Annotated in this window: 22 protein-coding genes and 1 riboswitch; of the genes, 11 read left to right on the plus strand and 11 right to left on the minus strand. The window is 71.5% G+C overall.

What is annotated here, in order from left to right; translation table 11 throughout:
- Nucleotides 1-111 precede the first annotated feature (111 nt).
- The 3 genes from ACFVHI_RS32465 to ACFVHI_RS32475 are packed head-to-tail and all read right to left on the minus strand — an operon-like array spanning nt 112 to nt 3,340.
- Entirely contained in the window at nt 112-1,188 is a 1,077-nt protein-coding gene (locus ACFVHI_RS32465) for a threonine aldolase family protein (protein WP_380345373.1), read from the minus strand.
- Nucleotides 1,185-1,943 (minus strand): SDR family NAD(P)-dependent oxidoreductase, encoded by a 759-nt coding sequence (locus ACFVHI_RS32470; protein ID WP_380345354.1) that lies wholly within the window; start codon nt 1,941-1,943, stop codon nt 1,185-1,187. The genes ACFVHI_RS32465 and ACFVHI_RS32470 overlap by 4 nt, the downstream gene beginning before the upstream one ends.
- The gene (locus ACFVHI_RS32475; protein WP_063350139.1) at nt 1,940-3,340 is read right to left on the minus strand and encodes a DUF6421 family protein; all 1,401 of its coding nucleotides are present in this window, start codon (nt 3,338-3,340) and stop codon (nt 1,940-1,942) included. The genes ACFVHI_RS32470 and ACFVHI_RS32475 overlap by 4 nt, the downstream gene beginning before the upstream one ends.
- Before the next feature lie 496 nt (nt 3,341-3,836).
- Here ACFVHI_RS32475 and ACFVHI_RS32480 point away from each other — a divergent pair, with 496 nt between their 5' ends.
- The 5 genes from ACFVHI_RS32480 to ACFVHI_RS32500 all read left to right on the plus strand — a co-directional run bounded on the left by ACFVHI_RS32480 (nt 3,837) and on the right by ACFVHI_RS32500 (nt 8,449).
- Nucleotides 3,837-4,730 (plus strand): ABC transporter substrate-binding protein, encoded by an 894-nt coding sequence (locus ACFVHI_RS32480; protein WP_380345356.1) that lies wholly within the window; start codon nt 3,837-3,839, stop codon nt 4,728-4,730.
- 161 nt (nt 4,731-4,891) lie between these two features.
- Nucleotides 4,892-5,713 carry an amino acid ABC transporter permease gene (locus tag ACFVHI_RS32485; RefSeq protein WP_244293715.1) on the plus strand — a complete coding sequence of 274 codons (822 nt, stop codon included), beginning with the start codon at nt 4,892-4,894 and terminating at the stop codon, nt 5,711-5,713.
- Entirely contained in the window at nt 5,710-6,465 is a 756-nt protein-coding gene (locus ACFVHI_RS32490; RefSeq protein WP_063350137.1) for an amino acid ABC transporter ATP-binding protein, read from the plus strand. Before ACFVHI_RS32485 ends, ACFVHI_RS32490 begins: the two co-directional genes overlap by 4 nt.
- 329 nt (nt 6,466-6,794) lie before the next feature.
- Nucleotides 6,795-7,361, plus strand: a complete 567-nt coding sequence (locus ACFVHI_RS32495; protein ID WP_380345358.1) for a DUF5134 domain-containing protein — start codon at nt 6,795-6,797, stop codon at nt 7,359-7,361.
- Between the two features lie 140 nt (nt 7,362-7,501).
- Nucleotides 7,502-8,449 (plus strand): M56 family metallopeptidase, encoded by a 948-nt coding sequence (locus ACFVHI_RS32500; protein WP_063350135.1) that lies wholly within the window; start codon nt 7,502-7,504, stop codon nt 8,447-8,449.
- A gap of 110 nt (nt 8,450-8,559) precedes the next feature.
- On the opposite strand, the gene ACFVHI_RS32505 is transcribed toward ACFVHI_RS32500, so the two are convergent.
- Nucleotides 8,560-8,991 (minus strand): MarR family winged helix-turn-helix transcriptional regulator, encoded by a 432-nt coding sequence (locus tag ACFVHI_RS32505; protein WP_380345360.1) that lies wholly within the window; start codon nt 8,989-8,991, stop codon nt 8,560-8,562.
- A gap of 87 nt (nt 8,992-9,078) precedes the next feature.
- Between ACFVHI_RS32505 and ACFVHI_RS32510 the strand changes: the two genes are divergently transcribed.
- Nucleotides 9,079-10,593: an MFS transporter gene (locus tag ACFVHI_RS32510; RefSeq protein ID WP_063350133.1), complete on the plus strand. Its 1,515-nt coding sequence runs from the start codon at nt 9,079-9,081 to the stop codon at nt 10,591-10,593.
- 260 nt (nt 10,594-10,853) lie between these two features.
- Nucleotides 10,854-11,432 carry a TetR/AcrR family transcriptional regulator gene (locus tag ACFVHI_RS32515; protein ID WP_244293512.1) on the plus strand — a complete coding sequence of 193 codons (579 nt, stop codon included), beginning with the start codon at nt 10,854-10,856 and terminating at the stop codon, nt 11,430-11,432.
- A 102-nt stretch (nt 11,433-11,534) separates the two neighbouring features.
- On the opposite strand, the gene ACFVHI_RS32520 is transcribed toward ACFVHI_RS32515, so the two are convergent.
- Nucleotides 11,535-12,401, minus strand: coding sequence for a helix-turn-helix transcriptional regulator (locus ACFVHI_RS32520; protein ID WP_063350131.1), 867 nt, complete (start codon nt 12,399-12,401; stop codon nt 11,535-11,537).
- Between the two features lie 418 nt (nt 12,402-12,819).
- Here ACFVHI_RS32520 and ACFVHI_RS32525 point away from each other — a divergent pair, with 418 nt between their 5' ends.
- Nucleotides 12,820-13,341 carry an ATP-binding protein gene (locus ACFVHI_RS32525; RefSeq protein WP_244293511.1) on the plus strand — a complete coding sequence of 174 codons (522 nt, stop codon included), beginning with the start codon at nt 12,820-12,822 and terminating at the stop codon, nt 13,339-13,341.
- 379 nt (nt 13,342-13,720) lie between these two features.
- On the opposite strand, the gene ACFVHI_RS32530 is transcribed toward ACFVHI_RS32525, so the two are convergent.
- Nucleotides 13,721-13,984, minus strand: coding sequence for a DUF397 domain-containing protein (locus tag ACFVHI_RS32530; protein WP_063350130.1), 264 nt, complete (start codon nt 13,982-13,984; stop codon nt 13,721-13,723).
- Between the two features lie 559 nt (nt 13,985-14,543).
- Here ACFVHI_RS32530 and ACFVHI_RS32535 point away from each other — a divergent pair.
- From ACFVHI_RS32535 to ACFVHI_RS32545, 3 genes are all read left to right on the plus strand, one after another.
- Nucleotides 14,544-15,521: a hypothetical protein gene (locus tag ACFVHI_RS32535; RefSeq protein WP_063350129.1), complete on the plus strand. Its 978-nt coding sequence runs from the start codon at nt 14,544-14,546 to the stop codon at nt 15,519-15,521.
- A gap of 430 nt (nt 15,522-15,951) precedes the next feature.
- Nucleotides 15,952-16,112: riboswitch (cyclic di-AMP (ydaO/yuaA leader) on the plus strand.
- Complete coding sequence (locus tag ACFVHI_RS32540; protein ID WP_380345364.1) at nt 16,099-17,490, plus strand: transglycosylase family protein; 1,392 nt, start codon at nt 16,099-16,101, stop codon at nt 17,488-17,490. It overlaps the preceding riboswitch by 14 nt.
- A gap of 215 nt (nt 17,491-17,705) precedes the next feature.
- Nucleotides 17,706-17,906, plus strand: a complete 201-nt coding sequence (locus tag ACFVHI_RS32545) for a hypothetical protein (RefSeq protein ID WP_063350127.1) — start codon at nt 17,706-17,708, stop codon at nt 17,904-17,906.
- A 71-nt stretch (nt 17,907-17,977) separates the two neighbouring features.
- Here the strand turns inward: ACFVHI_RS32545 and ACFVHI_RS32550 are convergent, their stop codons facing one another.
- The 5 genes from ACFVHI_RS32550 to ACFVHI_RS32570 form a co-directional block, all read right to left on the minus strand.
- Nucleotides 17,978-18,997 carry a LacI family DNA-binding transcriptional regulator gene (locus ACFVHI_RS32550; protein WP_208869121.1) on the minus strand — a complete coding sequence of 340 codons (1,020 nt, stop codon included), beginning with the start codon at nt 18,995-18,997 and terminating at the stop codon, nt 17,978-17,980.
- 25 nt (nt 18,998-19,022) lie between these two features.
- The gene (locus ACFVHI_RS32555) at nt 19,023-20,741 is read right to left on the minus strand and encodes a glycoside hydrolase family 13 protein (RefSeq protein WP_079136041.1); all 1,719 of its coding nucleotides are present in this window, start codon (nt 20,739-20,741) and stop codon (nt 19,023-19,025) included.
- Between the two features lie 37 nt (nt 20,742-20,778).
- Nucleotides 20,779-21,684 carry a carbohydrate ABC transporter permease gene (locus ACFVHI_RS32560; RefSeq protein ID WP_363377249.1) on the minus strand — a complete coding sequence of 302 codons (906 nt, stop codon included), beginning with the start codon at nt 21,682-21,684 and terminating at the stop codon, nt 20,779-20,781.
- Nucleotides 21,685-21,724: 40 nt separating this feature from the next.
- A complete protein-coding gene (locus ACFVHI_RS32565) occupies nt 21,725-22,726 on the minus strand; it encodes a carbohydrate ABC transporter permease (RefSeq protein ID WP_063350124.1) in 1,002 nt (333 codons plus the stop codon).
- A gap of 126 nt (nt 22,727-22,852) precedes the next feature.
- The gene (locus ACFVHI_RS32570) at nt 22,853-24,130 is read right to left on the minus strand and encodes an extracellular solute-binding protein (RefSeq protein ID WP_380345367.1); all 1,278 of its coding nucleotides are present in this window, start codon (nt 24,128-24,130) and stop codon (nt 22,853-22,855) included.
- Nucleotides 24,131-24,189: the final 59 nt, after the last annotated feature.

Consider the following 24,189-nt stretch of genomic DNA (forward strand, 5'->3'; position numbering starts at 1 on the left):
TTGCCCCCGCTCTCTCGCGGCGACTCCGGAACTGTACGGGGACAGGCCCGCCACATGCAAATCGCCCCCGCCCGGGGTCCCGGGCAGGGGCGATCCGATGTTCAGGCACCGTCAGGCGCGGCCCATCTCCTCGACGATGGCCGCCACGAAGCCGTCGATGTCGGCCTCCGTGGTGTCGTACGAACACATCCAGCGCACCTCGCCGGTGTGCTCGTTCCAGAAGTAGAAGCGGTAGTGCTTCTGCAGCCGCTCGCTCACCTCGCGCGGGAGGATCGCGAACACCGCGTTCGCCTGGACCGGGCGCACGATCTCGACGCCGTCGATCCCACGGACGGCCGCCTCCAGCCGGCTGGCCATCGCATTGGCGTGCCCGGCATTGCGCAGATAGAGGTCGCCGGAGAGCAGCGCCTCGAACTGGACGGAGAGGAAGCGCATCTTCGAGGCGAGCTGCATCGAGGTCTTGCGCAGGAACTTGATGTTCCGCACCCGCTCGGGGTTGAGCACCACCACGACCTCGCCGAGCAGCAGGCCGTTCTTCGTGCCGCCGAAGGACAGCACGTCGACGCCCACGTCCGTGGTGAAGGCGCGCAGCGGCAGGCCGAGCGCCGCGGCGGCGTTGGCCAGGCGGGAGCCGTCGACGTGGACGAGCATGCCGAGCTGGTGGGCGTGCTCGGTGATCGCGCGGATCTCGTCGGCGGTGTAGAGGGTGCCGAGCTCGGTGCTCTGGGTGATGGAGACCGCGAGCGGCTGCGCTCGGTGCTCGTCACCGAAGCCCCAGGCCTGCTTGTCGAGCAGCTCGGGGGTGAGCTTGCCGTCCGGGGTGGGGACGGTGAGCAGCTTGATGCCGCCCATCTTCTCCGGGGCGCCGCCCTCGTCCACGTTGATGTGGGCGGATTCGGCGGCGACCACGGCGCCCCAGCGCGGGAGCAGCGCCTGGAGGGCGACCACGTTGGCGCCGGTGCCGTTGAAGACGGGGTAGGCCTCGGCCTTGTCTCCGAAGTGTCGGCGGAAGACGTCCTGGAGGTGGGCCGTGTAGTCGTCCTCGCCGTAGGCGATCTGGTGGCCGCCGTTGGCGAGGGCTATCGCGGCGAGGATCTCCGGGTGCACGCCGGCGTAGTTGTCGCTGGCGAAGCCGCGGACGGCGGGGTCGTGCCGCCGAACCGCGTCCGTACGGGTGAGGTCGGTCATCGGGCTGTCAGCCACAGGTGCTGTCCGTTCAGTTCTGCTGCGGGGCGGTCCCAGAGGCCCGCCAGGTGTCCGGCGAGGTCGGCGGTGTCGGTGAAGCCGGCGAACTTCGCCTCCGGCTTCTCGGCCCGCATTTCGGGGCTGACCAGCGCCTTGATGACCAGGATGGCAGCCGCCGCGGTGGGCTCGCCGTCGGGGGCGGTGGTCTCCTTCTTGAAGGAGTCGGCCATGGCGAGGGTCCAGGCCTCCGTGGCGGCCTTGGCGGCCGCGTAGGCGGCGCCGCCCGCGGTGGGCTTGTGGGCCGCGGCGGCGGAGATCATCGCGTAGCGGCCGGCGGAGCTGCGGACCAGGGCGGGCTGGAAGGCCAGCGAGGTGTGCTGGAGGGTGCGCACGACGGTGTCGTGCAGGAAGTCCCAGTCGTCCAGGCGGGTGTCGAAGAAGGTCTTGCTGCCGCGCCAGCCGCCGACCAGGTGGAACAGACCGTCGACGTGGCCGTGCTCGGCCTCCAGGTGGTCGGCCCAGTCGTGGACCTCCTGCGGGTCGAGCAGGTCGATCACCTGTCCGCTGACCTTGGCCCCGCGCACGGCGATGCGGGTGGCGTCCAGCGCGGATTCGAGGCGCTGGGCGTCGATGTCGGCACCGATCACGGTGGCGCCGTCGGCGGTGAGGCGGCGCAGCACCGCCTGGCCGGCCGGGCCGCTGGCTCCGGCGACGGCGATGACCTTGCCGGCCAGCGGGGACTTGGTGGTCGTGGTCACGCGGCGGCTCCCTGGATACCGGTGCCGGTGATGCCGGCGGTGGCGGCGATGACGCCGCCGAGCTTCTTGGACAGGGCCTCGTAGAACATGCTCAGCGGGAACTCGTCCGGGAGCACCGCGTCGCACAGCGCCTTGTTGAGGGCCTTGCCGTCGGTGATGTCGAGCGGCAGCGCGTCGGAGCCCTTCGCCCAGGTGGAGGCGGGGTGCGGGGTGAGGTAGCGGGAGACCAGCTCGTAGGCGGCGATCCAGTGGGCCGGCTTGGGCCGGTCGATGCCGTCGCGGTAGAGGGTCTCGATCTCGGCGCAGAGCGCGTTGGTGACCTGCGGGGCCCGGTCCCAGTCGATGCTGAGGCGGTTGTCGCGCCAGCGCAGCGCGTCGTGCTTGTGCAGGTAGGCGAAGAGCAGCTGGCCGCCCATGCCGTCGTAGTTGCGGACGCGGTCGCCGCTGACCGGGAAGCGGAACAGGCGGTCGAAGAGGACCGCGTACTGGACGTCGCGGGCGTGCGCGTTGCCCTCGGCCTCCAGTTTCACCGCCTCCTTGAAGGTGGTGAGGTCGCAGCGGAGCTCTTCCAGGCCGTACATCCAGAACGGGCTGCGCTGCTTGATCATGAAGGGGTCGAACGGCAGGTCGCCGTGGCTGTGGGTGCGGTCGTGGACGAGGTCCCACAGGACGAAGGTCTCCTGCGCGCGGTCCTGGTCCTTGAGCAGGCCCTCGGCGTCGGCCGGGATCTCCAGGCCGAGCTGCTGGACGGCGCTGGTGGTGACGGCGCGGAAGCGGGCGGCCTCGCGGTCGCAGAAGATGCCGCCCCAGGTGAAACGTTCCGGCGCCTTGCGCACGGCGACCGTCTCGGGGAAGAGGACGGCGGAGTTGGTGTCGTAGCCGGCCGTGAAGTCGGTGAAGGTGATCGGCACGAACATCGGGTTGTCGAAGCGGGTCCGCTCCAGCTCGGCCAGCCAGTCGGGCCACACGACGCTCAGCAGGACGGCTTCCAGGTTGCGGTCCGGGTTGCCGTTCTGCGTGTACATCGGGAAGACGACGAGGTGCTCCAGGCCGTCCTCGCGCTGGTCGGCGGGGTGGAAGGCGAGCAGCGAGTCCAGGAAGTCGGGCTCCCGGTAGCCGGTGTCGGCCCACTTGGCCAGGTCCGCGTCGACGGCGGCCAGGTAGGCGGCGTCGTGCGGGAACAGCGGGGCGAGCTCCTCGACGGCGCCGCGGACGGTGGCCACCAGCGGGTCGACGGTGTGCCGCTGGACGGCGGACAGGTCGATCGAGCCGTCCTTGGACTGCAGCGGGCGCAGCGTCTCGACGGCCTCCTTCAGGCGCAGCCAGGCCGGGTGGCCGGCGAGGGTCGAGACCGGGGCCTCGGCCGCCGCAGCGAGCCTTGGCGAAAGATTCTGCATCGGGGACTCACTTCGACAGGAGTTATTTCAACGGAGACACCATAAGTACGAAAGGTTCTCCTGTTCAAGGGGGTCGCGACCGACAAAGCTCCGGCGTGGCTCCGCCGAAGCCCGGGCGGGGCCCCGGGGCGCGGGCCCGCCGGCCGGGCGTCCGCCATGTGGACAGGGATCTGGATGTTCTGGACAGATGCACCGTCGGAATGCGAACCTCCCGCCATGCTCCCGGCGGTGATCACGGTGACCGAGTGCCACATCGGCCTGTTCCGGGTGCCCTCTCGTTGTCACGCCTGCTGTCGCGTACGCGGCCTCTGCCGCCGCTGTCGCTGATCCGGCTCGGAGGGCACCGCGGACGCGGGCCCGTACGCCGACCATGCCGTGTGTGTTCCGGCGCCGCCACCGGGGGGAAGTGACCCGCCGGGCCCGCGGCCGGCCCCGGCCCGGCCCGCCCCCGTCGCCTCCCCTGTCCCGCCCTGCCCTTCCTCACTGGAGCCCTGCCATGACCATCCGCAAGCCGTCCGCCGCTCTGCCCCTCGCCGCGCTGCTCGCCGCGGCCGCCGCGCTGACCGCGTGCGCGCCGCAGGACGCCAAGTCCGACGGGGCCGCCGCCTCGGGCTCCTCGGGTGCGGCCGGTAGCGCCGCGGGCTGCGCGCCGGGAGCGCTGGCGACCCGGACGGCGGGGACGCTGACCGTCGGCACCGACAAGCCCGCCTACGACCCGTGGTTCACCGAGGACAAGCCGGAGAACGGCAAGGGGTTCGAGTCCGCCGTGGCCTTCGCGGTGGCGGAGAAGCTGGGTTACCCCAAGGAGAAGGTCAGCTGGGTGGTCGCGCCGTTCGGCAAGGCCACCTCGCCGGGGGCCAAGGACTTCGACTTCGACATCAACCAGGTGTCCATCAGTGACGAGCGCAAGCAGGCCGTCGACTTCTCCTCCGGCTACTACGACGTGCGCCAGGCCGTCATCGCGTTGAAGAACTCCAAGGCGGCGGGCGCGAAGAGCATCGCCGACCTGAAGGGCGCCAAGCTGGGCGCGCAGGTCGGCACCACCAGCCTGGACACCATCACCGACACCATCAAGCCGAGCGTCCAGCCGGCCGTGTTCGACTCCAACGACCTCGCGAAGGCCGCGCTGAAGAACGGCCAGGTCGAGGCGCTCGTGGTGGACCTGCCGACGGCCTTCTACATCACCGGCGCCGAGGTGCCCGAGGCGCAGGTGGTCGGCCAGTTCGAGGGGGCGTCGAAGAGCGAGCAGTTCGGCCTGGTGCTGGACAAGGGTTCGAAGCTGACCGGCTGCGTGTCGCAGGCGGTGGACGCGCTGCGCTCCGACGGCACGCTCGCGAAGCTGGAGAAGCAGTGGCTCTCCGACGCCGTCTCGGCACCGGTGCTCAAGTGAGCGGCGACGCGGTGGCGGCCGGTCCGGCGTCGGTCGCCACGGGCCGGGGCGGGAAGATCCGCGCCGGGAAGGGCCTCGACGGGAAGGGTCGCGACGGGAGGGGCCGCGACGGCGGCGGGGGCAAGGGGGACGACGACGGCTACCGCCCGTCCGAACGACGGCTGGCACACGAGGCGTACCGGCGCGGCCGGGCCCGCCGGTCGGCGCTGACGGCCGCCGGGTCGACCCTGGCGATGGCGGTCGCGCTCTACCTGCTGGTCGTCAACTCCCCCGGCTGGGAGGTGACTCGGAAGACCTTCTTCAACGCCGACTACGCCCGCCAGGCGCTGCCCGAGGTGCTGACGGGGCTGCGGCTCAACCTGGAGCTGATGCTCGGCTGCGGCGCGCTGATCCTGGTGTTCGGCCTGCTGCTCGCGGTGCTGCGGACGCTGCGCGGGCCGGTGTTCCTCCCGGTGCGGCTGCTGGCCACCGCGTACGTGGACTTCTTCCTCGGGCTGCCGATGATCATCTGCCTGCTGGTGATGATCACCGGGGTGCCGGCGCTGCGGCTCAGCGGGGTGACCACCGATCCGCTGGTGCTCGGCGGGGCGGCGCTGGTGCTGACGTACTCCGCCTACGTGTCGGAGGTCTTCCGCTCCGGCATCGAGTCGGTGCACCCCAGCCAGCGGGCCGCGGCCCGGTCGCTCGGGCTCACCAACGCGCAGGCGATGCGGTACGTGGTGCTCCCGCAGGCCGTGCGGCGGGTCGTGCCGCCGCTGCTGAACAACCTGGTCAGCCTGCAGAAGGACACCGGGCTGGTCTCGATCGGCGGGGCGATCGACGCGGTGTACGCGGCCAAGATCATCGCGGCCCGGTCGTTCAACTTCACGCCGTACCTGGTGGCGGGGCTGGTGTTCATCGTGCTGACCATTCCGCTGACGCGGTTCGCCGACTGGCTGACCGCCCGGACGAACCGTCGGCAGTTCCAGGGAGGTGCGGTGTGAGCGGAGACGTGCTCCGGCTGGAGTCCGTGCGCAAGACCTTCGGCGGCCAGGTGGTGCTGCGCGACGTGGGGTTCGCCGTGCCCGAACACTCGGTGACGGCGCTGATCGGGGCGTCCGGCTCCGGCAAGTCCACGCTGATGCGGTGCGTCAACCTGCTGGAGGGGATCGACGACGGGGCGGTCTTCCTGGACGGGGAGGAGATCACCGACCCGCGCGCAGACCAGGACGCCGTCCGTCGCCGGATCGGCGTGGTGTTCCAGTCCTACAACCTGTTCCCGCACCTGACCGTGCTGGAGAACATCACGCTCGCCCCGCGCCGGGTGCACGGACGGGGGCGGGCCGAGGCGGAGGCGGAGGCGCTGGGACTGCTCGACCGGCTCGGGCTGGCGGCCAAAGCGAAGGAGTACCCGGACCGGCTCTCCGGCGGACAGCAGCAGCGCGTCGCCATCGTGCGGGCGCTGGCCACCGGGCCCCGGCTGCTGCTGCTCGACGAGATCACCGCGGCGCTCGACCCGGTCCTGGTCGGGGAGGTGCTCTCGGTGGTGCGCGACCTCAAGGAGCAGGGGATGACGATGGTCCTGTCCACCCACGAGATGGGGTTCGCGCGCGAGGTGGCCGACCAGGTCTGCTTCCTGGACGACGGGGTGGTGCTCGAACAGGGGCCGCCGGAGCAGGTGTTCGGCGATCCGCGGGAGGAGCGGACGCGACGGTTCCTCAGCCGGGTCGTCGCCTCGGGGCGGCTCGCGGGCTGAGCGCCGGCCGGGGCGGCGGAGCGTGTGCCCGGTGGCCGCACACCGGGGGGCACCACTGTGCGCCCCAGTGCGCGCCCTGCCCGCGCCCCGGCCACAGCGGTGATCGTGGACGGGACGACCGTCCAGACCGCGGTCGGCGGGCGATGGTGTGGCGGGCCGCGGGCGAGGAGCAGGGGCGGGAGACAGATGCCGGCGAACAGATAACAGATGACGTTATCTGTTATCCGTTATCTGTTCGCTGACATCTGTCATCTGTCATCTGTCATCTGTTCGCCGCCCCCGCCACACCGCCGCCGGCCGCCCGCCCCCGTCGCCCCGGGAGGCCGCCGTTGCACGGACCCTCGCTGATCAGCTGGCTGCTCGCGCTCCTCACCGCCACCGCCGGGGCCTACTGCCTCACCCGGCTGCGCCACTCCCCCTGCGCCGCCGGCACCACTCACCACTTCGGCGCCCGGCGCCTACTCGCCCGGGAGTCCGACGCCGCCGAGGCCCTGATGGGGCTCGGCATGGCCGCCATGGCCGTGACCGGCGGCGCCGTCCCGGCCACCGTCTGGGCCTGGGTGTTCGGCCTCCCCGCCGCCGCCTTCCTGCTCGCCGCCGTACGCGCCCCGGCCCGCCGGGCACACCGGCTGCACCACGCGATCGGCGCGATCGCCATGACGTACATGGCGCTCGCGATGACCGCCACCCCCGGCCATCACCACCACGCCGCCGACGCGGGCACGCCGCTGCTGACCGGCTCCCTCCTGCTCTACTTCGGCGCCTACTCCCTGTGGGCCGGCACCCGGCTCCTGCACACCCCCTCCGGGACCCTGGCACTCGGCACCGCCGGGCTGCCCCGGGCCTGCCGACTCACCATGGGCATCGGCATGTTCGCCATGCTCCTGACCATGTGAGCCCCGATCGATCCAAGACCCCATCCCTGACGTGGCGTTGGTCACTGGCCGGTCGAAAGCCGTTCCTCCGGAGGTCATCAGCGCATAGGTTGGCAGGGAGCGCGTTGTCGCGTTCCGTGCGTACTCGGGGAGCCCATGCGATGACTGCCCTGATCGGCCTGCTGCTGCTCGGACTGCTGCTCTCGACCGTCGCGCCCCGGCTGCTGGCCCGGGCCCGCTGGGCGGAGCGCGAACCGGTGCTGGCGCTGCTGGCATGGCAGTGCCTGGTGGTGGCCGTGCTGCTGTGCTGCGTCCTGGGCCTGCTGCTGGCCGCCTCCGCCGCGCTGCCCGAACTGCGCGCCCTGGTGTTCTCGGGCGCCCCGCACGGCGTCGAGGCCGCGTACGGCCTCCAGGACGCCGAGGGCTGGGGCCGGCTGTGCGCCGCGGTGCTGGCGGCGGGCGGCCTGCAGACGGTGCTGGCGCTCACCCGCGAGGTCCGTTCCGCGAAGGCGCTCCGCGACCACCGGCATGCTCAACTGACGGTCCGGGCACCGGAATTGCCGGAGGCCATCGCGGCCGCCCGCAGCCGCCGGGAGCGGCTGGTGGTGTTGGAGAACATCCGCCCGGAGGCGTGGTCGCTGCCCGGCCCGGACTCCCGCCTGGTGGTCACCACCGGCGCCCTCCAGCAGCTGACCGACCGGGAGTTGGCCGCTGTCCTGAGCCATGAGCGCGGGCACGTCCGGGCCCGGCACCACTGGCTCCAGCAGTGCGCCCAGGCGCTCGCCTCCGGCTTCCCCGGGGTCGGCGTGTTCAGCGCCTTCCGGGCCCAGGTGGAGGAGCTGGTGGAGCTGGCGGCCGACGACCGGGCCGCGCGCCGGCACGGCCGGCACACCACTGCCCTCGCACTGGCCGAACTCAACCTGGACCGTGGGGTGTTCGGCTCCTGCCCGCCCGGCCTGGCGCAGTCCCCGCGGCGAGTGGACCGGCTGCTCGCGGGCCGCCCGCGACTATCCGTCCCGCACCGGCTGCGGCTCACCGTCGTCGCCCTCGCCGCACCCGCCGCAGCCGTCCTGCTGGCCGTCGCGCCGGGGCTGACCTCGCTCCTCTGAAAAGGGGCTCACCCCTCCAAAAAGGCCCAACCCAACTGCCAGCCCGCCGGATTGACGCCGAGTCAGGTTGTCGAAGGGACAGTTTGCCGGCGGGACGGCTTGCCGGCAGGTCAGCTTGTCGGCGACTCGTCCAACGGCCCGAGCGGGGCGCCGAGGGTCAGTTCGAGCACCTCACGATGGAGCGGCCTGGCCTGCTCGTACCGCTCCCGACCGGTCCCGGTCAGGGTGATCACGATGGCCCGCCGGTCGCTCTCGCACATCGCCCGGGTGACCAGCCCGCCCTTCTCCAGGCGGGCGATCACCCGGGACAGCGCACTCTGGCTGAGGTGGACGGTGTGGGCCAGCTCCTGCGCCCGCAGCGCATGGCCGCCGCCCTGGCACCCCTCCACCAGGCGCTCCAGCACCTCGAACTCGCTCACGCCCAGCCCGCACTTGTCACCCAGCTCGCGATCGAGCATGCAGGCCGTGGCGGCATGCCGGGCCAGCAGGTCGCGCCATTGCGCAACGAGACCGGCCTCCGCCGGGGAGTCGAGATCAGCCACGGTGCCACCCTAGCATGTGCGCCGTAAAATTATGTGTTCACATCTTATTCATTTGCATTGAATGCACGCGCATGTACTGTCCTCCCCATGACCACCGCGACCGCCACGTCACCCGACGCCCCGTCAACCAGCGGGCTGAGCTGGACACCCCGCCTCTGGGGCACCCTGATCGTGCTCTGCGCCGCCATGTTCCTGGACGCCCTGGACGTCTCCATGGTCGGCGTCGCCCTCCCGTCCATCGGCTCCGAGCTGCACCTCTCCACCTCCGCCCTGCAATGGGTGGTCTCCGGCTACGTGCTCGGCTACGGCGGCCTGCTGCTGCTCGGCGGCCGCGCCGCCGACCTGCTCGGCCGCCGCCGGGTCTTCCTGGTCGCCCTGGGCGTCTTCGCCGCCGCCTCGCTGCTCGGCGGCCTGGTCGACGACGGCGGGCTGCTGATCGCCGCCCGCTTCCTCAAGGGCGTCAGCGCCGCCTTCACCGCCCCGGCCGGCCTGTCGATCATCACCACGACCTTCGCCGAGGGCCCCGCCCGCAACCGGGCGCTGTCGATCTACACCACCTGCGGCGCCAGCGGCTTCTCGCTCGGCCTGGTGCTCAGCGGGCTGCTCACCTCCGTCGGCTGGCGCTGGACGTTCCTGATGCCCGTCCCGGTCGCGCTGCTCGCCCTGTTCTTCGCGGTCCGGCTGCTCCCCCGCCCTACCGAGGAACGCGCCAAGGGCGGCTACGACGTGCTGGGCGCGATCACCGGCACCGCGACCGTGCTGCTGCTGGTGTTCACCGCCACCGAGGCGCAGGGCGCCGGCTGGCTGAGCCTGCGCACCGTCGGCTCGCTGGTCGTGGTCGCCGCACTGGCCGCCGCCTTCCTGCTGGTCGAGAGCCGCACCGCCCACCCACTGGTCCGGCTCGGCATCTTCCGCAACGGCTCGGTCGCCCGGGCCAACGTGATCGCCTTCGCCATGGCCGGCGCGTACGGCGGGTTCCAGTTCGTCGTCACCCTCTACCTGCAGCACCTGCTGGGCTGGTCGGCGCTGCAGATGGCCCTCGGGCTGCTGCCGGCCGGCGCCTTCATCGCGCTCTCGGCACCGTTCATGGGCCCGATCGTGGACCGCTTCGGCACCGGCCGGCTGCTGCCGATCGGCCTGCTGGCCCTGGTCGGCGCGTTCGCGCTGTTCCTGCGGCTGGACGAGCACAGCTCGTACGTGGGTCTGGTCCTGCCCTCGATGCTGCTGCTCGGCGTGGGCTTCGCGCTGGCCTTCCCCTCGGTGAACATCGCCGCCACCGACGGCGTGGGCGACGACGAGCAGGGCCTGGCCTCCGGCCTGGTCAACACCGCGATCCAGGTCGGCACAGCGGTGGTCCTGGCCGGCGCGACCGCGATGATCACCGCCGGCAGTGCCGGCGGTGACAGCCCGCAGGCGCAGCTGGACGGCTACCGGCCGGCCCTGGTGTTCGTCGCGGCGGTCGCGCTGTTCGGCCTGCTGATCGCCGCGGTGGGCGCCCTGGTCGACCGGCGGCGGAAGTCGGCTCCCGCGCCGGTGCCGGACTACGATTACCCCTCGGTCGGGTCGAGCGCGGCGCGGACCGAAGTCCTGACCAACCGCTGACCGTCGACCGCCACCCGGGCCGGCCCCCGGCCCCCGCCGTCGGACAATGGCGCCGGCTCCACCAAACCCCCGTTTTGGTGGAGCCGGCCGTCTTCGTACCGGGCGCCCGAGCGGCGCCCACCGGCGCGCGGTTTCACGGTGCGACTACCGGCTCCGCCAGTATATTGGCCCGGAGCCAACGAACGTTCGGAGCAGACACGATGGCACCTCGCGGGGATTCGGTCAATGAGGAGATGCGGCAACGCTCCCGTCGGCGCATCATGCGAGCCACCGTCGAACTGGTCGACCGGCACGGATACGCGGGCACCACGCTGACCGACATCGCCGAGCGGGCCGGGCTCGCGCGCGGCCTGCTCTCGTACTACTTCGACGGGAAACGGCTGCTGATGCAGTCCGCAACGCACCGGATGATGCACCAGTCGCTCTCCGGCGCGCTCGCCGAGCTGACCCCGGACGCCACACCGGCGGCCCGGCTGGCCCGCGCGATCGACGCGGTCCTCACCCTCGCCCTGGAGCATCCGCGGGTGATGCGCTCGCACCTCGCGCTGATCCTGGACCCGGACTCCGGCGCCTTCGTCCAGGACCCGGAGCAGCAGCAGCTCGGCGCCATCCTCCAGGGCCTGCTGCTCGACTGGGGCGCACCGGACCCGGCCGCCGAGCACGCGGTGCTGCGCAGCGCGCTGATGGGCGGCTGCATCGGGGTGCTGCTGCCGGGCGCCGAACTCCCGCTGGCGCTGATCCGGGCCGACCTGTTCCGCCGCTACGACCTGCCCTGGGAGTTGGGCACCCCGCCGCAGGCACTGCCGCCGGAACGCGAACGGCCGCCGGCCCGCGGCTGACGGCGGGTGGATGGCGGCTCGGTGCCCGGGCGACCGATCGCGGGCCGCCGGACCCGTACGCTCTGCTGAGAGCTCCCCTCAGCACTCCTCTCAGTGCTCCTCTCAGCGCTCCTTGAGGATCGAGGCCAGCAGGTCCACGGTCCGCTCGGGCGTGAGGCTGTCCACGCAGAGCCGCTCCATGACCTGGATGTACGCGTCGACGTCGTCCCGCTTGTCGAGGTACAGCGCGCTGGTGAGCTGCTCCAGGTAGACGACGTCCGCGAGGTCCTGTTCAGGGAAGCGCAGGATCGTGAACGCCCCGGACTCCCCCGCGTGCGCGCCGAATCGGAACGGCATCACCTGGATCACGACGTTGGCCTGCTCGGCGACGTCGATCAGGTACTGCACCTGGCCGCGCATCACCTTGGGCCCGCCGACGGGGCGGCGCAGCGCGGCCTCGTCGATCACGGCCCACAGCCGCGGGCTGGCGCCCTCGGTCAGCAGCTTCTGGCGACGCAGGCGAAGGCTGACCCGCCGTTCGATCTCCTCCTCGCTGACGACCGGCCGACTCTGTCCGAAAACCGCCCGTGCGTACTCCTCGGACTGCAGCAGTCCGGGGATGAACTGCACCTCGTAGGTGCGGATCAGCTGGGCGGCCTCCTCCAGGCCGACGTAGGTCTGGAACCAGCCCGGCAGCACGTCGTTGAAGCTGTGCCACCAGCCGGACTTGTTGGCCTCGCGGACCAGCCCGAGCAGTGCCTCCCGCTCCAGGCCGTCGTCCACGCCGTAGAGGCTGAGCAGGTCGGCGACGTCGCGTTCCTTGAAGCTGACGCGGCCGAGTTCCATGCGGCTGATCTTGGACTCGGAGGCCCTGATCGCGTAGCCGGCGTCCTCGCGCGTGATGCCGCGCGTCTCACGCAGGCGACGCAGCTGAGACCCGAGGAGGATCCGGCGGACCATCGAGCCGCCGCCCGGCTGAACTGTGGTCATGCGGTCGAAACCTCCACCTAGGGCAAACAGCGCACAGTCTGCCATCAGTTGAGCGCTCACGGTGCCGATACTGACGGATGTTCCTATCAGTTCCACACTCCACACACCAGGATGCACGTGCATCCGGCGCTTGCATATGCCAATAGTGCGACTGCACGTGAATCGACTCTTGCATCTGCAGTGAGCGCACACCACCATGGTGCACGTGCACCTGCACATCCCTGGCAATCCCGCGGGCTCCGCGTCGACCCCACGCGCGACTCCGTGCACCGACCCGGCAGCGTTCCCCCGCGCCACCGGGGGATCGTGTGCGCGCGCGCTGGTCGAGGGGGCGGCCGAGCGGCCGAGCGAGTCGGAGGTGACCGGCATGACCCCGGCGGGTCCAGCCGTGTCCGCCCCCTTATGGGAGGAGCTCTTCATGAGCACCGGTACGGCTTTGGCGGTTGACCCCCATGTGGTCACCTGTACGCTCGCTCCTCGCTTCGAAGCCGTCAGAACCGCGCGCGACTTCGCCAGAACCTCTCTTCAGCGCTGGGGCCTGATGGAGCTGTTCGACGACGTCGCGCTGGTGGCCTCGGAGCTGGTGACCAACGCACTGCGGCATGCGATCGGCGCACGACCCGACCCTGCGGGTGGCGCCCAGGGCGAGTACGACTTTCCCATACAGCCGACCCCCGAGGGCCGGCTGCCGATCCGAATAAGCCTGGTCCACCGCTCTCCCCAGGTGGTCTGCGCGGTGAGCGACCCGAGCTGCATCGGCCCGGTCGCCCGGGAGGCGGACTTCGTCGCCGAGTCCGGCCGCGGACTGCACCTGGTGGAGTCCTTCAGCCGCTCCTGGGGTTGGCACCCGCTGGGCAGCGGCAAGGTGGTCTGGGCCCTGTTCGAGGCGGAGCCGGCCACCGGTTCCGAACTCGGTGGACGGCACCGGCGCTCGGCCTAGCGCCAGGCGGCGCGCGGCCGGCCGAGGGAGGCCCCGGGAGGACCGCACCCCGGGCTCCGCGGGGCGGCTCGACGGGCCTGGCGCAGGTGCGCCACGGGCTCCGGCTCAGTCCTCAGGACGATTCCCACGACGATTGCCGGGTCGGCCCCCCGGACGAGCCGGCCGGACTGACGGCCGGGCACCCCGGCGGCCCGCCCCCCGTCCACGTCCGGGCCCCCAACCGTGCGCGGGACCACCCGCCGCGCCTGCGCGCGGTCGGCCGCGAGAGCGCCCGTCGGGAGAACGCCCGTCGCGTGGCCCCGGACCGGCCCCGGACAAGACAAAGGCCGTCGCGGTGTCAGCACCCACGACGGCCCCCCGATGGCAGGACGGCGGCCGGTCAGACCGCCAGGTGGTCGAACTCCCCGTCCTTGGCCCCCAGCAGCAGGGCGGCGATCTCGGCCCGGGTGTAGATGAGCGCCGGCCCTTCCGGGAAGCGCGAGTTGCGCATCGCCACATCGCCCCCCGGCAGGGCCGCGAACTCGACGCAGTTCCCCTGGGAGTTGCTGTGCAGGCTCTTCTGCCAGAGAACCCCCTTGAGGTCGGCGGCCGCCATCCCGTTGTAGGTGTCGTACGAGCCGTGCGTGTCCTGCGAGTCGTGCATAGAAATCTCCCGAAGAGCTCCGGAGTGGTCGTCCAGCGCGGCGCTCCCGGCACCCGCCGAACGAACGGACCGGCCCCGTACCGGCCCGGCACAACGCCTCACTTGACGCGATGATAGCTGCTGTGCACGTGCATCAGCACGGGACATTGCAGGTGCACGAGGCCTTTCACCGGCAGTTCCGAACTCTTCACGGGCCCTTCTCCTGACGGTACGTAAACGGACATAGCCGAGTGAATCGCCAGATTCTCGATAACCGGCCGTGAGCGGTTCCCCGCTGAATGTTGATCTTCAGACGCCCGGAGTCGCGCTGCCGTGACGCTCCGTCAGGCGACCTCCCGGCTGTGAGACATCTCACGCGCCACACAGGCAACTCGACGCCCCGTCGGACACGTCAGGGCTACGAGCGGTGATCGCTCGAAGGCTGGGTGAGATATGTCCGGATTGCGGGCAAACCGCCCGGACGGACACGGCGGGAACGCGGCGCACCCGCCATGACCACGTGAAACTCGAACGGCAGCCGAATGCAGGCCTGACGGGCCGATGTCCTACGATCTCCGGCATGAGCACCGCAGCCATCCCGGGCGCGCCACTGCCCGTCCGCACTCCAGGCTCCCGTGCGCGGGGGCGCCACCGCCGCCCCGAGCGCCCCGAGATCCCGGCCGGCTCCCCGGCCCTGGTGCTCGCCGTGCCCGCGACCGCCGGGCCCGAGTCCCGCTCGGTCGTCGAGGAGCTGCTGTCGATCGTCCGCAGCGAGCAGAGCGGCATCCAGACCGCCGTCGGCTACCTCCCGGGCGAAGCCGCCCAGGGGGTCGACAGTGACGACCGCACCGTCGCCGAACTGCTGGCCATGGCCGCCGAGGCGGGCCTGCCCGCGCCGGTCCTGGTGCCGCTGGTACCCGGCCCGCACGGATTCCTGACCGAACTTCACGCCCTCGCCGCGGAGTACGGAGCCCCCGTCACCGACGTGCTCGGCCCGCACCCGCTGCTCGCCGAGGCCGTGCACGTGCGCCTGTCCGAGGCCGGCCTGGCACGCGCCGACCGGGCCCGGCTGTTCGCCATCGCGACCGCCGCGGACGGCGTCGTGCTGACCACCGTCGGCGGCGAGGAGGCCGCTGCCGCGGCCGGCATCACCGGTGTCCTGCTGGCGGCCCGGCTGGCCGTCCCGGTCGTGCCCGCCGCGCTCGACGTGCCGGGCTCGGTCGCCGCGGCCGTCAACCACCTCAAGGAGACCGGCTCCCAGCGCCCGGCGCTGGCCCCGCTGGTGATCGGGCCGGAGGCCGACTCCGAACTGCTCGCCACGGCCGCCGAGGAGACCGGCTGCCCGTCCGCGGCGCCGCTGGGCGCCTACCCGACGGTCGGCCAGCTGATCGCCGCCACCTACCTGGCCGCGCTGCCGGCACCCTCCCCCGAGGCCCTGGCGCAGGCCGAGGCCGAGGCGGCGGAGACCGCCGAGGGCGCGCACGCCGACCACTCCGGCCGGGGCGGTCACGCCGCCCACGCCGCTCGCACCGCCACCGAGGAGTCGGCCGGCCAGTAGCGGTCACCGCACTCGTGAAGGGCCCGGAACGGCTACGTTCCGGGCCCTTCCTGCTTGTCCCGTAAGGGAGTTAAAGGGCGAATAGGTGCGATGTCCGTTCTATCCGCATTTGTTCGCCGTCGCTCGATCCATCCCCCGACGGCCACAGTGTGGACGCACCTCCTTCTCGGCGGGCGGCCCCCGTGGGACCCGACCCGCCGTCACCCGCCTCCTGAAGCACAGACAGTTGTGCACGCCCTTCGCGGCATTGCCGGAAATCGGCCATTTTCGATCATGGCGAGCGAGGGGAACGACCGTTCTCGCCAAACCGTGATGCACGTCACAGGTGTTTGCAGTTTGAACTTAAGTCTGCTTAACGTGCTCCCCGTTCGTGGCCACACGAACCCAGTTCATCCGCGACGCCGAGTCCTGCCGTCGGATGTCCTGGCAGCGCGAAAACGCACCACGGCAGGAGCGGGGGACCCACAGGTAAGTCGCCCCGGACCGTTCCCCGGAACGATCCAGGGCTAGGGGTGAAGCCGCGCCCACAGCGCGGCCGGGCAACTCCAGCCCGAATCCGACAGCTCACCTCGCAGGCGTGGGAGAGGACTGCGTCTTCATGCTGCCCACCAACGGCACCCGTCTGTCCAGTCGTACCCGACGCGTGATCGCCGCCATCGGCGTCGCGGGCGTCGGCCTCACCATCCCCTGCCTCACCTCCGGCACCGCCTCCGCCGCCTCCGTCGCCACCTGGGACAAGGTCGCCCAGTGCGAGAGCACCGGCAACTGGAGCATCAACACCGGCAACGGCTTCTACGGCGGCCTGCAGTTCACCTCCAGCACCTGGGCCGCCTTCGGCGGCACCGCGTACGCCCCCCAGGCCAACCAGGCCACCAAGGACCAGCAGATCGCCGTCGCCGAGAAGGTCCTCGCCTCGCAGGGCCCCGGCGCCTGGCCGGTGTGCTCGGTCCAGGCCGGCCTGACCAAGGGCGGCGCCGCGGCTGCCGTCGACACCTCGGCCGGCTCGACCACCGGCTCGGCTGCCAGCTCGACCGCCACCAAGCCCGCCGCGAAGCCGGCCACCCCGGCCGCCAAGCCCGCGCAGAGCCAGGCCCCGGCCACCCCGGCCGCGAAGCCCGCCAAGCCGGCCGCACCGGCCCAGGACCAGGCACAGGCCCCCGCCGACTCCGCCAACGGCACCTCGGCGCAGAAGGGCCAGAACCAGGCCCAGAACAGCGCCCAGCCCCAGGGCGACGACTACACCGTCGCCTCCGGCGACTGGCTGTCCTCGATCGCCGACAAGCACAACCTCCAAGGCGGCTGGCAGCGGCTGTACGAGCTCAACCGCGGCACCCTGACCGAGGGTCCGGACACCATCTACCCGGGCCAGCGCCTCTCGTTCAAGGACGGCGGCCAGGCCCAGCAGTCGGCTCAGACCGACCAGTCCGGCTCGGACTTCACCTGGTTCGACCGCTCGCAGAAGTCCGGCCAGACCTCCAACGGCGCCGCCGTGAACGCCAAGCCGACCGCCCAGCCGCAGGCCCCGGCCCCGACCTCGACCCCGGCCGCCAAGCCGGCTTCCAAGCCGGCCGCCCAGGCGCAGACCCCCGCTCAGGCCCCGGCCGCCACCGGCAGCATGGCCGCCGCGGTCTCCTTCGCCCAGTCGAAGGTCGGCCAGGCGTACGTCTACGGCGGTACCGGCAACGGCGGTTGGGACTGCTCCGGCCTGACCCAGGCCGCGCTGCGCGCCGCGGGTGTCTCCGTCCCGCGCGTCGCCGCCGACCAGGCCGCCGCCAGCACCCGCGTCTCGCTGGACAGCCTGCAGGCGGGCGACCTGCTGTTCTGGTCCAACAACGGCCAGAACTCCGGCGTCTACCACGTCGCGATCTACATCGGCGGCGGCCAGTACGTCGAGGCCGCCAACCCGAGCTCGGGCGTGCGCCTGCAGACCGTCGCCAACTGGGCGCCGGACTTCGCCGGCCGGGTCTGAGCACGACCCGCGGGTGACAGCTGACAACTGACGGCTGACAGATAACAGATAACAGATTTCATCATCTGTTATCTGTCAGCCGCCGCCCGCCCCGGCGGTCGCCCGGCGCCGTAGGAAGGCCGCCGGCAGGCCGCCGGGCAGGACCGCCCGGGGCCATGGTCAAAGCCCGCCCCCAGCGGGCATGCTGCTGCTCCGGCACCCGAGGAGGAGTCACCATGGCCCAGGTCACCGTCACACTCGACGCCAACCTCGCGATCGACGCGATGATGCTCTCCGGCACCAAGAACCCGCAGGACGCCGTCGAACTCGTCCTGCGCGACTACCTGGCCCGCGGCCGCCGCACCGAGACCCGCACCGGCGACGCCACCGACGGCCAACGGCTCACCGAGAGCCGCCCCACGGACCACGAGGGCTGACCCGGCACCCGGGCGGCACGCAACGGGCCCCGGAGAGCAACAGCTCTCCGGGGCCCGTCCGTTGACCGTCCTCAGCGCGCGCAGGCCCCCGTGGAGCCACGCATGACCAGCTCCGGCTGGAACATGAACTCCCCGCGCTGGACCGCGTTCCCGCCGACCTCCTCCAGCAGCGCGTCCACCGCCGCGGTCGCCATCGCCTCGACCGGCTGGCGGATCGTGGTCAGCGGCGGCTCGGTGAAGGCGATCAGCGGCGAGTCGTCGAAGCCGACCACCGAGACGTCGTGCGGCACCGACAGTCCACGCTGCCGCACCGCCCGGATCGCCCCGAGCGCCATCATGTCGCTGCCGCAGACGATCGCCGTGCAGCCCTTGTCCAGCAGTGCGCCGGCCGCCGCGTGCCCGCCCTCCACGCTGAACAGCGTGTGGTGGACGAGTTCCTCGGCCTCCTCCTGGCTCCGTCCCAGCACCTCGCGCATCGCCGCCGTGAAGCCCTCGATCTTGCGCAGCACCGGCACGTACCGCCGCTGCCCGACGGCCAGCCCGATCCGCTCGTGCCCGAGTTCGGCCAGGTGCTGGACGGCCATCCACATCGCGGCCCGGTCGTCCGGCGAGATGAACGGCGCGTCGATCCGCTCGCTGTAGCCGTTGATCAGCACGAACGGCACCCCGCGCCCGGTCAGCCGGGCGTAGCGGTCGTGGTCGGCGGTGGAGTCGGCGTGCAGCCCGGAGACGAAGACGATGCCCGCCACACCCCGGTCGACCAGCATCTCGACCAGTTCGTCCTCGGTGGACCCGCCCGGCGTCTGGGTGCACAGCACCGGGGTGTACCCGTGCCGGCTGAGCACCTGCTCGATCACCTGGGCCAGTGCGGGGAAGATCGGGTTGCTCAGCTCCGGCGTGATCAGCCCGATCAGGCCGGCGCTGCGCTGGCGCAGACGGGTCGGCCGCTCGTAGCCGAGCACGTCGAGCGCCGCCAGCACGGTCTGCCGGGTGGCGGCGGAGACGTTCGCCTTGCCGTTGAGTACGCGGGAGACGGTGGCTTCGCTGACCCCCGCCTGCGCCGCGATGTCTGAGAGTCGCGCCGTAGTCACGGTCCCAGAGCCTATTGCAACCACGTCAGACCGCCCACCAGCCGGTGCTGTCCGGCGCGAGCACCGTCTCGCCGCCGTCGACCACCAGCTCCACCGAGGAGAGCAGCAGCTTTCCGGGCGCCGCTATCCGGACCGGCTCGTCCGTGGCGTTGACGGTGCAGACGAAGGAGCCGCGGCGGAACGTCAGGGTCCCCTCGGGGCCCTCCAGCCACTCCACGGCCGTCCCGGCGCCGAGGTCGTCCTGGGAACGGCGGACGGCGAGCGCGCTGCGGTACAGCTCCAGGGTGGACGCCGGGTCTCCGGTCTGCGCCTCGACGCTCAGCGCGGCCCACTCGGCCGGCTGCGGCAGCCAGGACGGCCCGCCGGCGACCGGGCCGAAGCCGTACGGGGCCTCGGTGCCGGACCACGGGATCGGGACGCGGCAGCCGTCGCGGTAGCCGTCCTGCCCGGCCTTGCGGAAGAACGACGGGTCCTGGCGGACCTCGTCCGGCAGGTCGGTGACGTCCGGGAGGCCGAGTTCCTCGCCCTGGTAGATGTACGCGGAGCCGGGCAGCGCGAGCATCAGCAGGGTGGCGGCGCGGGCGCGGCGCAGGCCGAGCTCGCGGTCGCCGGGGGTGCGGATCTGGGTGCCGAGGCCGGGCGGGTTGGCGAAGCGGGTGGCGTGCCGGGTGACGTCGTGGTTGGACAGCACCCAGGTGGTGGGGGCGTCGACCGGGCGCATCGAGTCGAGCGAGACGTCGATCACCTCGCGCAGCGCGGCGGCGTCCCAACCGGTGCCCAGGTACTGGAAGTTGAAGGCCTGGTGCAGCTCGTCGGGGCGCACGTAGTTGGCGGTGCGCTGGACGGTCGGGGTCCAGGCCTCGGCGACGCCGATCCGCTGGCCCGGGTACTCGTCGAGGATCTTGCGCCAGCTGCGGTAGATCTCGTGCACGCCGTCCTGGTCGAAGAACGGCATGACGTCGTTGCCGAGCAGCTTGAGCTGGTCCGCGCCGCCGAGGTCGGGCAGGCCGGGGGCCTTCACCAGGCCGTGGGCGACGTCGATGCGGAAGCCGTCGACACCCATGTCGAGCCAGAACCGCAGGATCGAGCGGAACTCGTCGGCGACTGCCCGGTTCTCCCAGTTGAAGTCGGGCTGCTCGGGGGCGAACAGGTGCAGGTACCAGTCGCCGGGGGTGCCGTCCGGGTTCTCGCTGCGGGTCCAGGCCGGGCCGCCGAAGATGGACTCCCAGTCGTTGGGCGGCAGTTCGCCGTTCTCGCCCTTGCCGGGACGGAAGTGGTACCGCTCGCGCAGCGGGGACTCGGGGCCCTCGCGCAGGGCGCGCTGGAACCACTCGTGCTGGTCCGAGGAGTGGTTGGGGACGAGGTCGACGATGATCCGCAGCCCCAGCTGGTGGGCGTCCCGGATGAGCGCGTCGGCGTCCAGCAGGCTGCCGAACATCGGGTCCACGGCGCGGTAGTCGGCGACGTCGTAGCCCGCGTCCGCCTGCGGCGAGGCGTAGAACGGCGAGAGCCAGACCGCGTCCACGCCGAGGTCGCGCAGGTACGGCAGGCGGCTGCGGATGCCGGGCAGGTCGCCCATGCCGTCGCCGTTGGAGTCGGCGAAGCTGCGCGGGTACACCTGGTAGATGACCGCGTCCCGCCACCAGCCTCTGGAGGCGCCGCCAGTCACAGGAGCCGGGGTGACCGCCTCGTGGGCGGCGGCGTCGGCGGCAGGCCGGGAGGTGTCGGCCAGGTTCTGGGTCATGGACGGTATCCCTTGGGGACTAGAGGAGCGAGGAGCGTTACGACTTGGAGGCACCGGCGGTCAGACCGGTGACCAGGTGGCGCTGCACCAGGTAGAAGAAGGCTGCCGACGGGATCGCGATCAGCACGGCGGTCGCGGCCATCAGGTTCCACTGGGCGTCGTGCTCGCTGACGAAGGTCTGCAGGCCCACGGCCAGCGTGTACTTGTCGGAGCTGAGCATGAAGGTGGAGGCGAACGGCACCTCGGCCCAGTAGGTGAGGAAGGAGTAGAAGGCGGCCACCGCCAGGCCCGGGCGGGCGAGCGGCAGCACCAGCCGCCAGAAGGTGCCGAACGGGCTGAGCCCGTCGACCCGGCCGGCCTCGTCGATCTCCACCGGGATGGTGTCGAAGTAGCCCTTCAGCAGCCAGGCGCAGTACGGCACGGTGGTGGTCGAGTAGACCAGGATCAGGCCCAGGTAGCTGTCCAGCAGGCCGAGGTCGGAGAGCATCGTGTACATCGGCACGATCAGCACCGCGATCGGGAACATCTGGGTGACCAGCAGCGACCACATCAGCGGCCGGTGGCCGGGGAAACGCATCCGGGAGACGGCGTAGCCGGTGGTGGCGGCGACCAGGACGCCGAACACGGTGGTGACGCCGGAGACCAGGAGGGCGTTGCCGAACCAGGTGAAGAAGTCCGTGTCGAACAGCACGTGGTGGTAGTTCGACAGCGTGAGCTTGTCGAGGATCGCGCCGGGGTGGAGGTAGTCGGTCTTGTCCGGGCCGAGCGAGACGAAGAGGATCCACGCCACCGGGAACAGCGCGATCAGGCCGGCCACGATCAGGGTGCCGTGGGACAGCGCCCTGGCCAGCGGGCTGCTCTCGCCGCGCCGGCGGGCCTTGGCCGGCCGGGCGGCCGGGGCCACGGCCGTCGCGGGGGTGGGGAGTTCGGTGGTGGTGCTCATCGGGGGTACCTGCCTTCGTGGGTCAACTGGGTCCGGGGCCTCAGCCGTTGGCCTGCTCGTTGCGGGCGAGCCAGCGCCGGTAGAAGGCGGTGAAGACGATCAGGATGGACAGCAGGATCACGCCGTAGGCGGCGGACTGCGCGTAGTCCCGGGGGATCTGGCCGAAGCCGAGGCGGTAGGCCCAGGTGACCAGCAGCTGGGCGTCGGGCGCACCGGTGCCGAAGAGCAGGAAGATGACGTTGAACTGGTTGAATGTCCAGATCACGCCGAGCAGGACGACGGTGGAGGAGACGGCCCGCAGCCCGGGCAGGGTGACGTACCGGAAGCGCTGCCACGGCGTGGCGCCGTCCATCTCGGCGGCCTCGTACAGCTCGGCCGGGATCGACTGCAGGCCGCCGAGCAGCGAGATCATCATGAACGGCACGCCAGCCCAGGTGTTGACCAGGATCGCGGCGGACTTCTGCGCCCACGGGTCGGTGAGCCAACCGGGTTCGGGCAGGTGGAGGAAGCCGAGCATGCTGTTGACGACACCGCCGTCGGACAGCATCAGTCGCCAGGAGAAGACGGTGACGAAGGTCGGCACGGCCCAGGGCAGGATGAGCAGCATCCGGTAGACGGCGCGGCCGCGCAGCTTCTTGTTGAGCAGCAGGGCGAGGCCCAGGCCGAGGGTGTAGTGCAGGAAGACGCAGATGGCCGTCCAGGCGATGGTCCAGACGAAGTGGGACCAGAAGCGGTCGTACGAGCCGGGGCCCCACAGGATGTCGGCGTAGTTGTGGAAGCCGACGAAGTTGTAGCTGGCCGGGATCTCGTTGACGCCGATCTTGCGGGCGACGTTGAGGCTGTTGGCGTCGGTCAGGGTGAGCCAGAGGCCCTGGACCAGCGGGTAGAGCACCAGGGCACCGAGGACCAGCACCACGGGGGCGATCATCGCGTAGGCGTACCAGTGCTTGGCGTAGGAGCGCTTGACGCGTTCCAGCAGGCCCGGACGCTGCTCGCGCTCCGGGCTGCCCTTGCCGGTGGCGCCCTGCACGGCGACTGACATCGATTGACACCTTCTCGGGGGGAAGTCTCGGGGGGAGCGGGTCCGGCCGCCGGGCCCGCCGGGTGGCCGCCGCCGCTCCAGCCGGACAGGGCCTGGAGCGGCGGCGGCCCGGACGGCCGACGGCGACTACTTGGCGAAGCCCGGCAGCAGCTTGGCGTAGTCGGTGGCGACGGTGTTCAGCGCGTCCTGGGTGCCGGTGCCCTGGACGGCCTTGCCCAGGTTGGTGCCGAGCGAGGAGAACAGCGAGCTGTACTCGGGCAGTTCGGGGCGCGGCTTGGCGCTGCCGAGGACGGCCTGGAAGCCGGCGATGCCGGGGTCGGCCTTGACGTCGGCGGTGAAGGCGTCGGAGCGGGTCGGCAGGGTGGAGTTCTTCTGCGCGATGAAGGCCTGGCTCTCCGCCGAGGTCATGAAGGCGGCGAACTTCTCGGCGGCGGCCTTGTGGGCCTGGTCGGCACCGGCGTAGACGGAGATGTTGTGCCCGCCGGTGGGCGCACCGGACTTGCCGCTGGAGCCCGCCGGGACGGGCGCGATGCCGAGGTTGCTCTTGTCGGCGAACGCGGCGCCCTTGTAGATGTTGGTGATCTCCCACGGGCCCTGGACGATGGCCGCGACCTTGCCGTTGTTGAAGGCGTCCATCATGTGCGCGTAGGCGTCGGTGGTGACGTCGGCCTTGGCCATGCCGGGCGCGGTGAACATCGTCTTGTAGGTCTCGATGGCCTTGACGGCCTCCGGCGAGGTGACGGTGATCTTCTTGCCGGCGGCGTCGACGGTGTCGGTGCCCTCGCCGAACAGGAACGGCATCGCGTAGTAGCCGTCCGCGGCCTTCAGCCAGAAGCCGTCGACACCGGCCTTGTCCTTGAGCGCGGCGGCGTCGGTCTTCAGCTCGTCCCAGGTCTTGGGGGCGTCGGTGATGCCGGCCTTGGCGAACAGCGCCTTGTTGTAGAGCAGGCCCAGGGTGTCGGTGACCAGCGGCACGCCGTACAGCTTGCCGTCGAACTTGGCCTGCTGGATCAGGCTGGGCTGGAAGGCGGAGGTGTCGGCGACGGCCGGGGTGCCGTCGAGCGGCTCCAGGTAGCCGGCCTTGGCGAAGGCGGCGGTCCAGCCGACCTCGGAGCGGAACACGTCCGGAGCGCCCTTGGCCCCCATGGCGGTCTGGAGCTTGTTCTGCGCCTGGTCGAACGGGACGTTGACGAAGTCGACCTTGACGTTCGGGTTGGCGGCCTCGAACTTCTTGACCAGCTCCTGGTAGTTCGGCGCCTCGTTGGTGGCGTTCGAGGTGTCCCAGTAGGTGAGGGTGACCGGCCCGTCGGCCTTGCCGTTTGAGCTGGAGCCGCTGCTGCCACAGGCAGCCATCGAGACCGCGAGGGCCACAACGAGGGCAGAGGCCGCGATGCCACGCCGCATGAGAACTCCTTGGGAGGGTGGGGGTGCCCGAGATCTTCGGAGACAGGCGCATAATGGCT

The organism is Kitasatospora sp. NPDC127121, from assembly GCF_042677305.1.
Taxonomy (GTDB): domain Bacteria; phylum Actinomycetota; class Actinomycetes; order Streptomycetales; family Streptomycetaceae; genus Kitasatospora.

Coding starts and splice junctions, on each gene's coding strand:
- ACFVHI_RS32465 (WP_380345373.1), bottom strand. CDS start 1,188: ATGACCGACCTCACCCGTACGGACGCGGTTCGGCGGCACGACCCCGCC.
- ACFVHI_RS32475 (WP_063350139.1), bottom strand. CDS start 3,340: ATGCAGAATCTTTCGCCAAGGCTCGCTGCGGCGGCCGAGGCCCCGGTC.
- ACFVHI_RS32480 (WP_380345356.1), top strand. CDS start 3,837: ATGACCATCCGCAAGCCGTCCGCCGCTCTGCCCCTCGCCGCGCTGCTC.
- ACFVHI_RS32500 (WP_063350135.1), top strand. CDS start 7,502: ATGACTGCCCTGATCGGCCTGCTGCTGCTCGGACTGCTGCTCTCGACC.
- ACFVHI_RS32510 (WP_063350133.1), top strand. CDS start 9,079: ATGACCACCGCGACCGCCACGTCACCCGACGCCCCGTCAACCAGCGGG.
- ACFVHI_RS32515 (WP_244293512.1), top strand. CDS start 10,854: ATGCGAGCCACCGTCGAACTGGTCGACCGGCACGGATACGCGGGCACC.
- ACFVHI_RS32520 (WP_063350131.1), bottom strand. CDS start 12,401: ATGACCACAGTTCAGCCGGGCGGCGGCTCGATGGTCCGCCGGATCCTC.
- ACFVHI_RS32525 (WP_244293511.1), top strand. CDS start 12,820: ATGAGCACCGGTACGGCTTTGGCGGTTGACCCCCATGTGGTCACCTGT.
- ACFVHI_RS32530 (WP_063350130.1), bottom strand. CDS start 13,984: ATGCACGACTCGCAGGACACGCACGGCTCGTACGACACCTACAACGGG.
- ACFVHI_RS32535 (WP_063350129.1), top strand. CDS start 14,544: ATGAGCACCGCAGCCATCCCGGGCGCGCCACTGCCCGTCCGCACTCCA.
- ACFVHI_RS32545 (WP_063350127.1), top strand. CDS start 17,706: ATGGCCCAGGTCACCGTCACACTCGACGCCAACCTCGCGATCGACGCG.
- ACFVHI_RS32555 (WP_079136041.1), bottom strand. CDS start 20,741: ATGACCCAGAACCTGGCCGACACCTCCCGGCCTGCCGCCGACGCCGCC.
- ACFVHI_RS32560 (WP_363377249.1), bottom strand. CDS start 21,684: ATGAGCACCACCACCGAACTCCCCACCCCCGCGACGGCCGTGGCCCCG.
- ACFVHI_RS32565 (WP_063350124.1), bottom strand. CDS start 22,726: ATGTCAGTCGCCGTGCAGGGCGCCACCGGCAAGGGCAGCCCGGAGCGC.
- ACFVHI_RS32570 (WP_380345367.1), bottom strand. CDS start 24,130: ATGCGGCGTGGCATCGCGGCCTCTGCCCTCGTTGTGGCCCTCGCGGTC.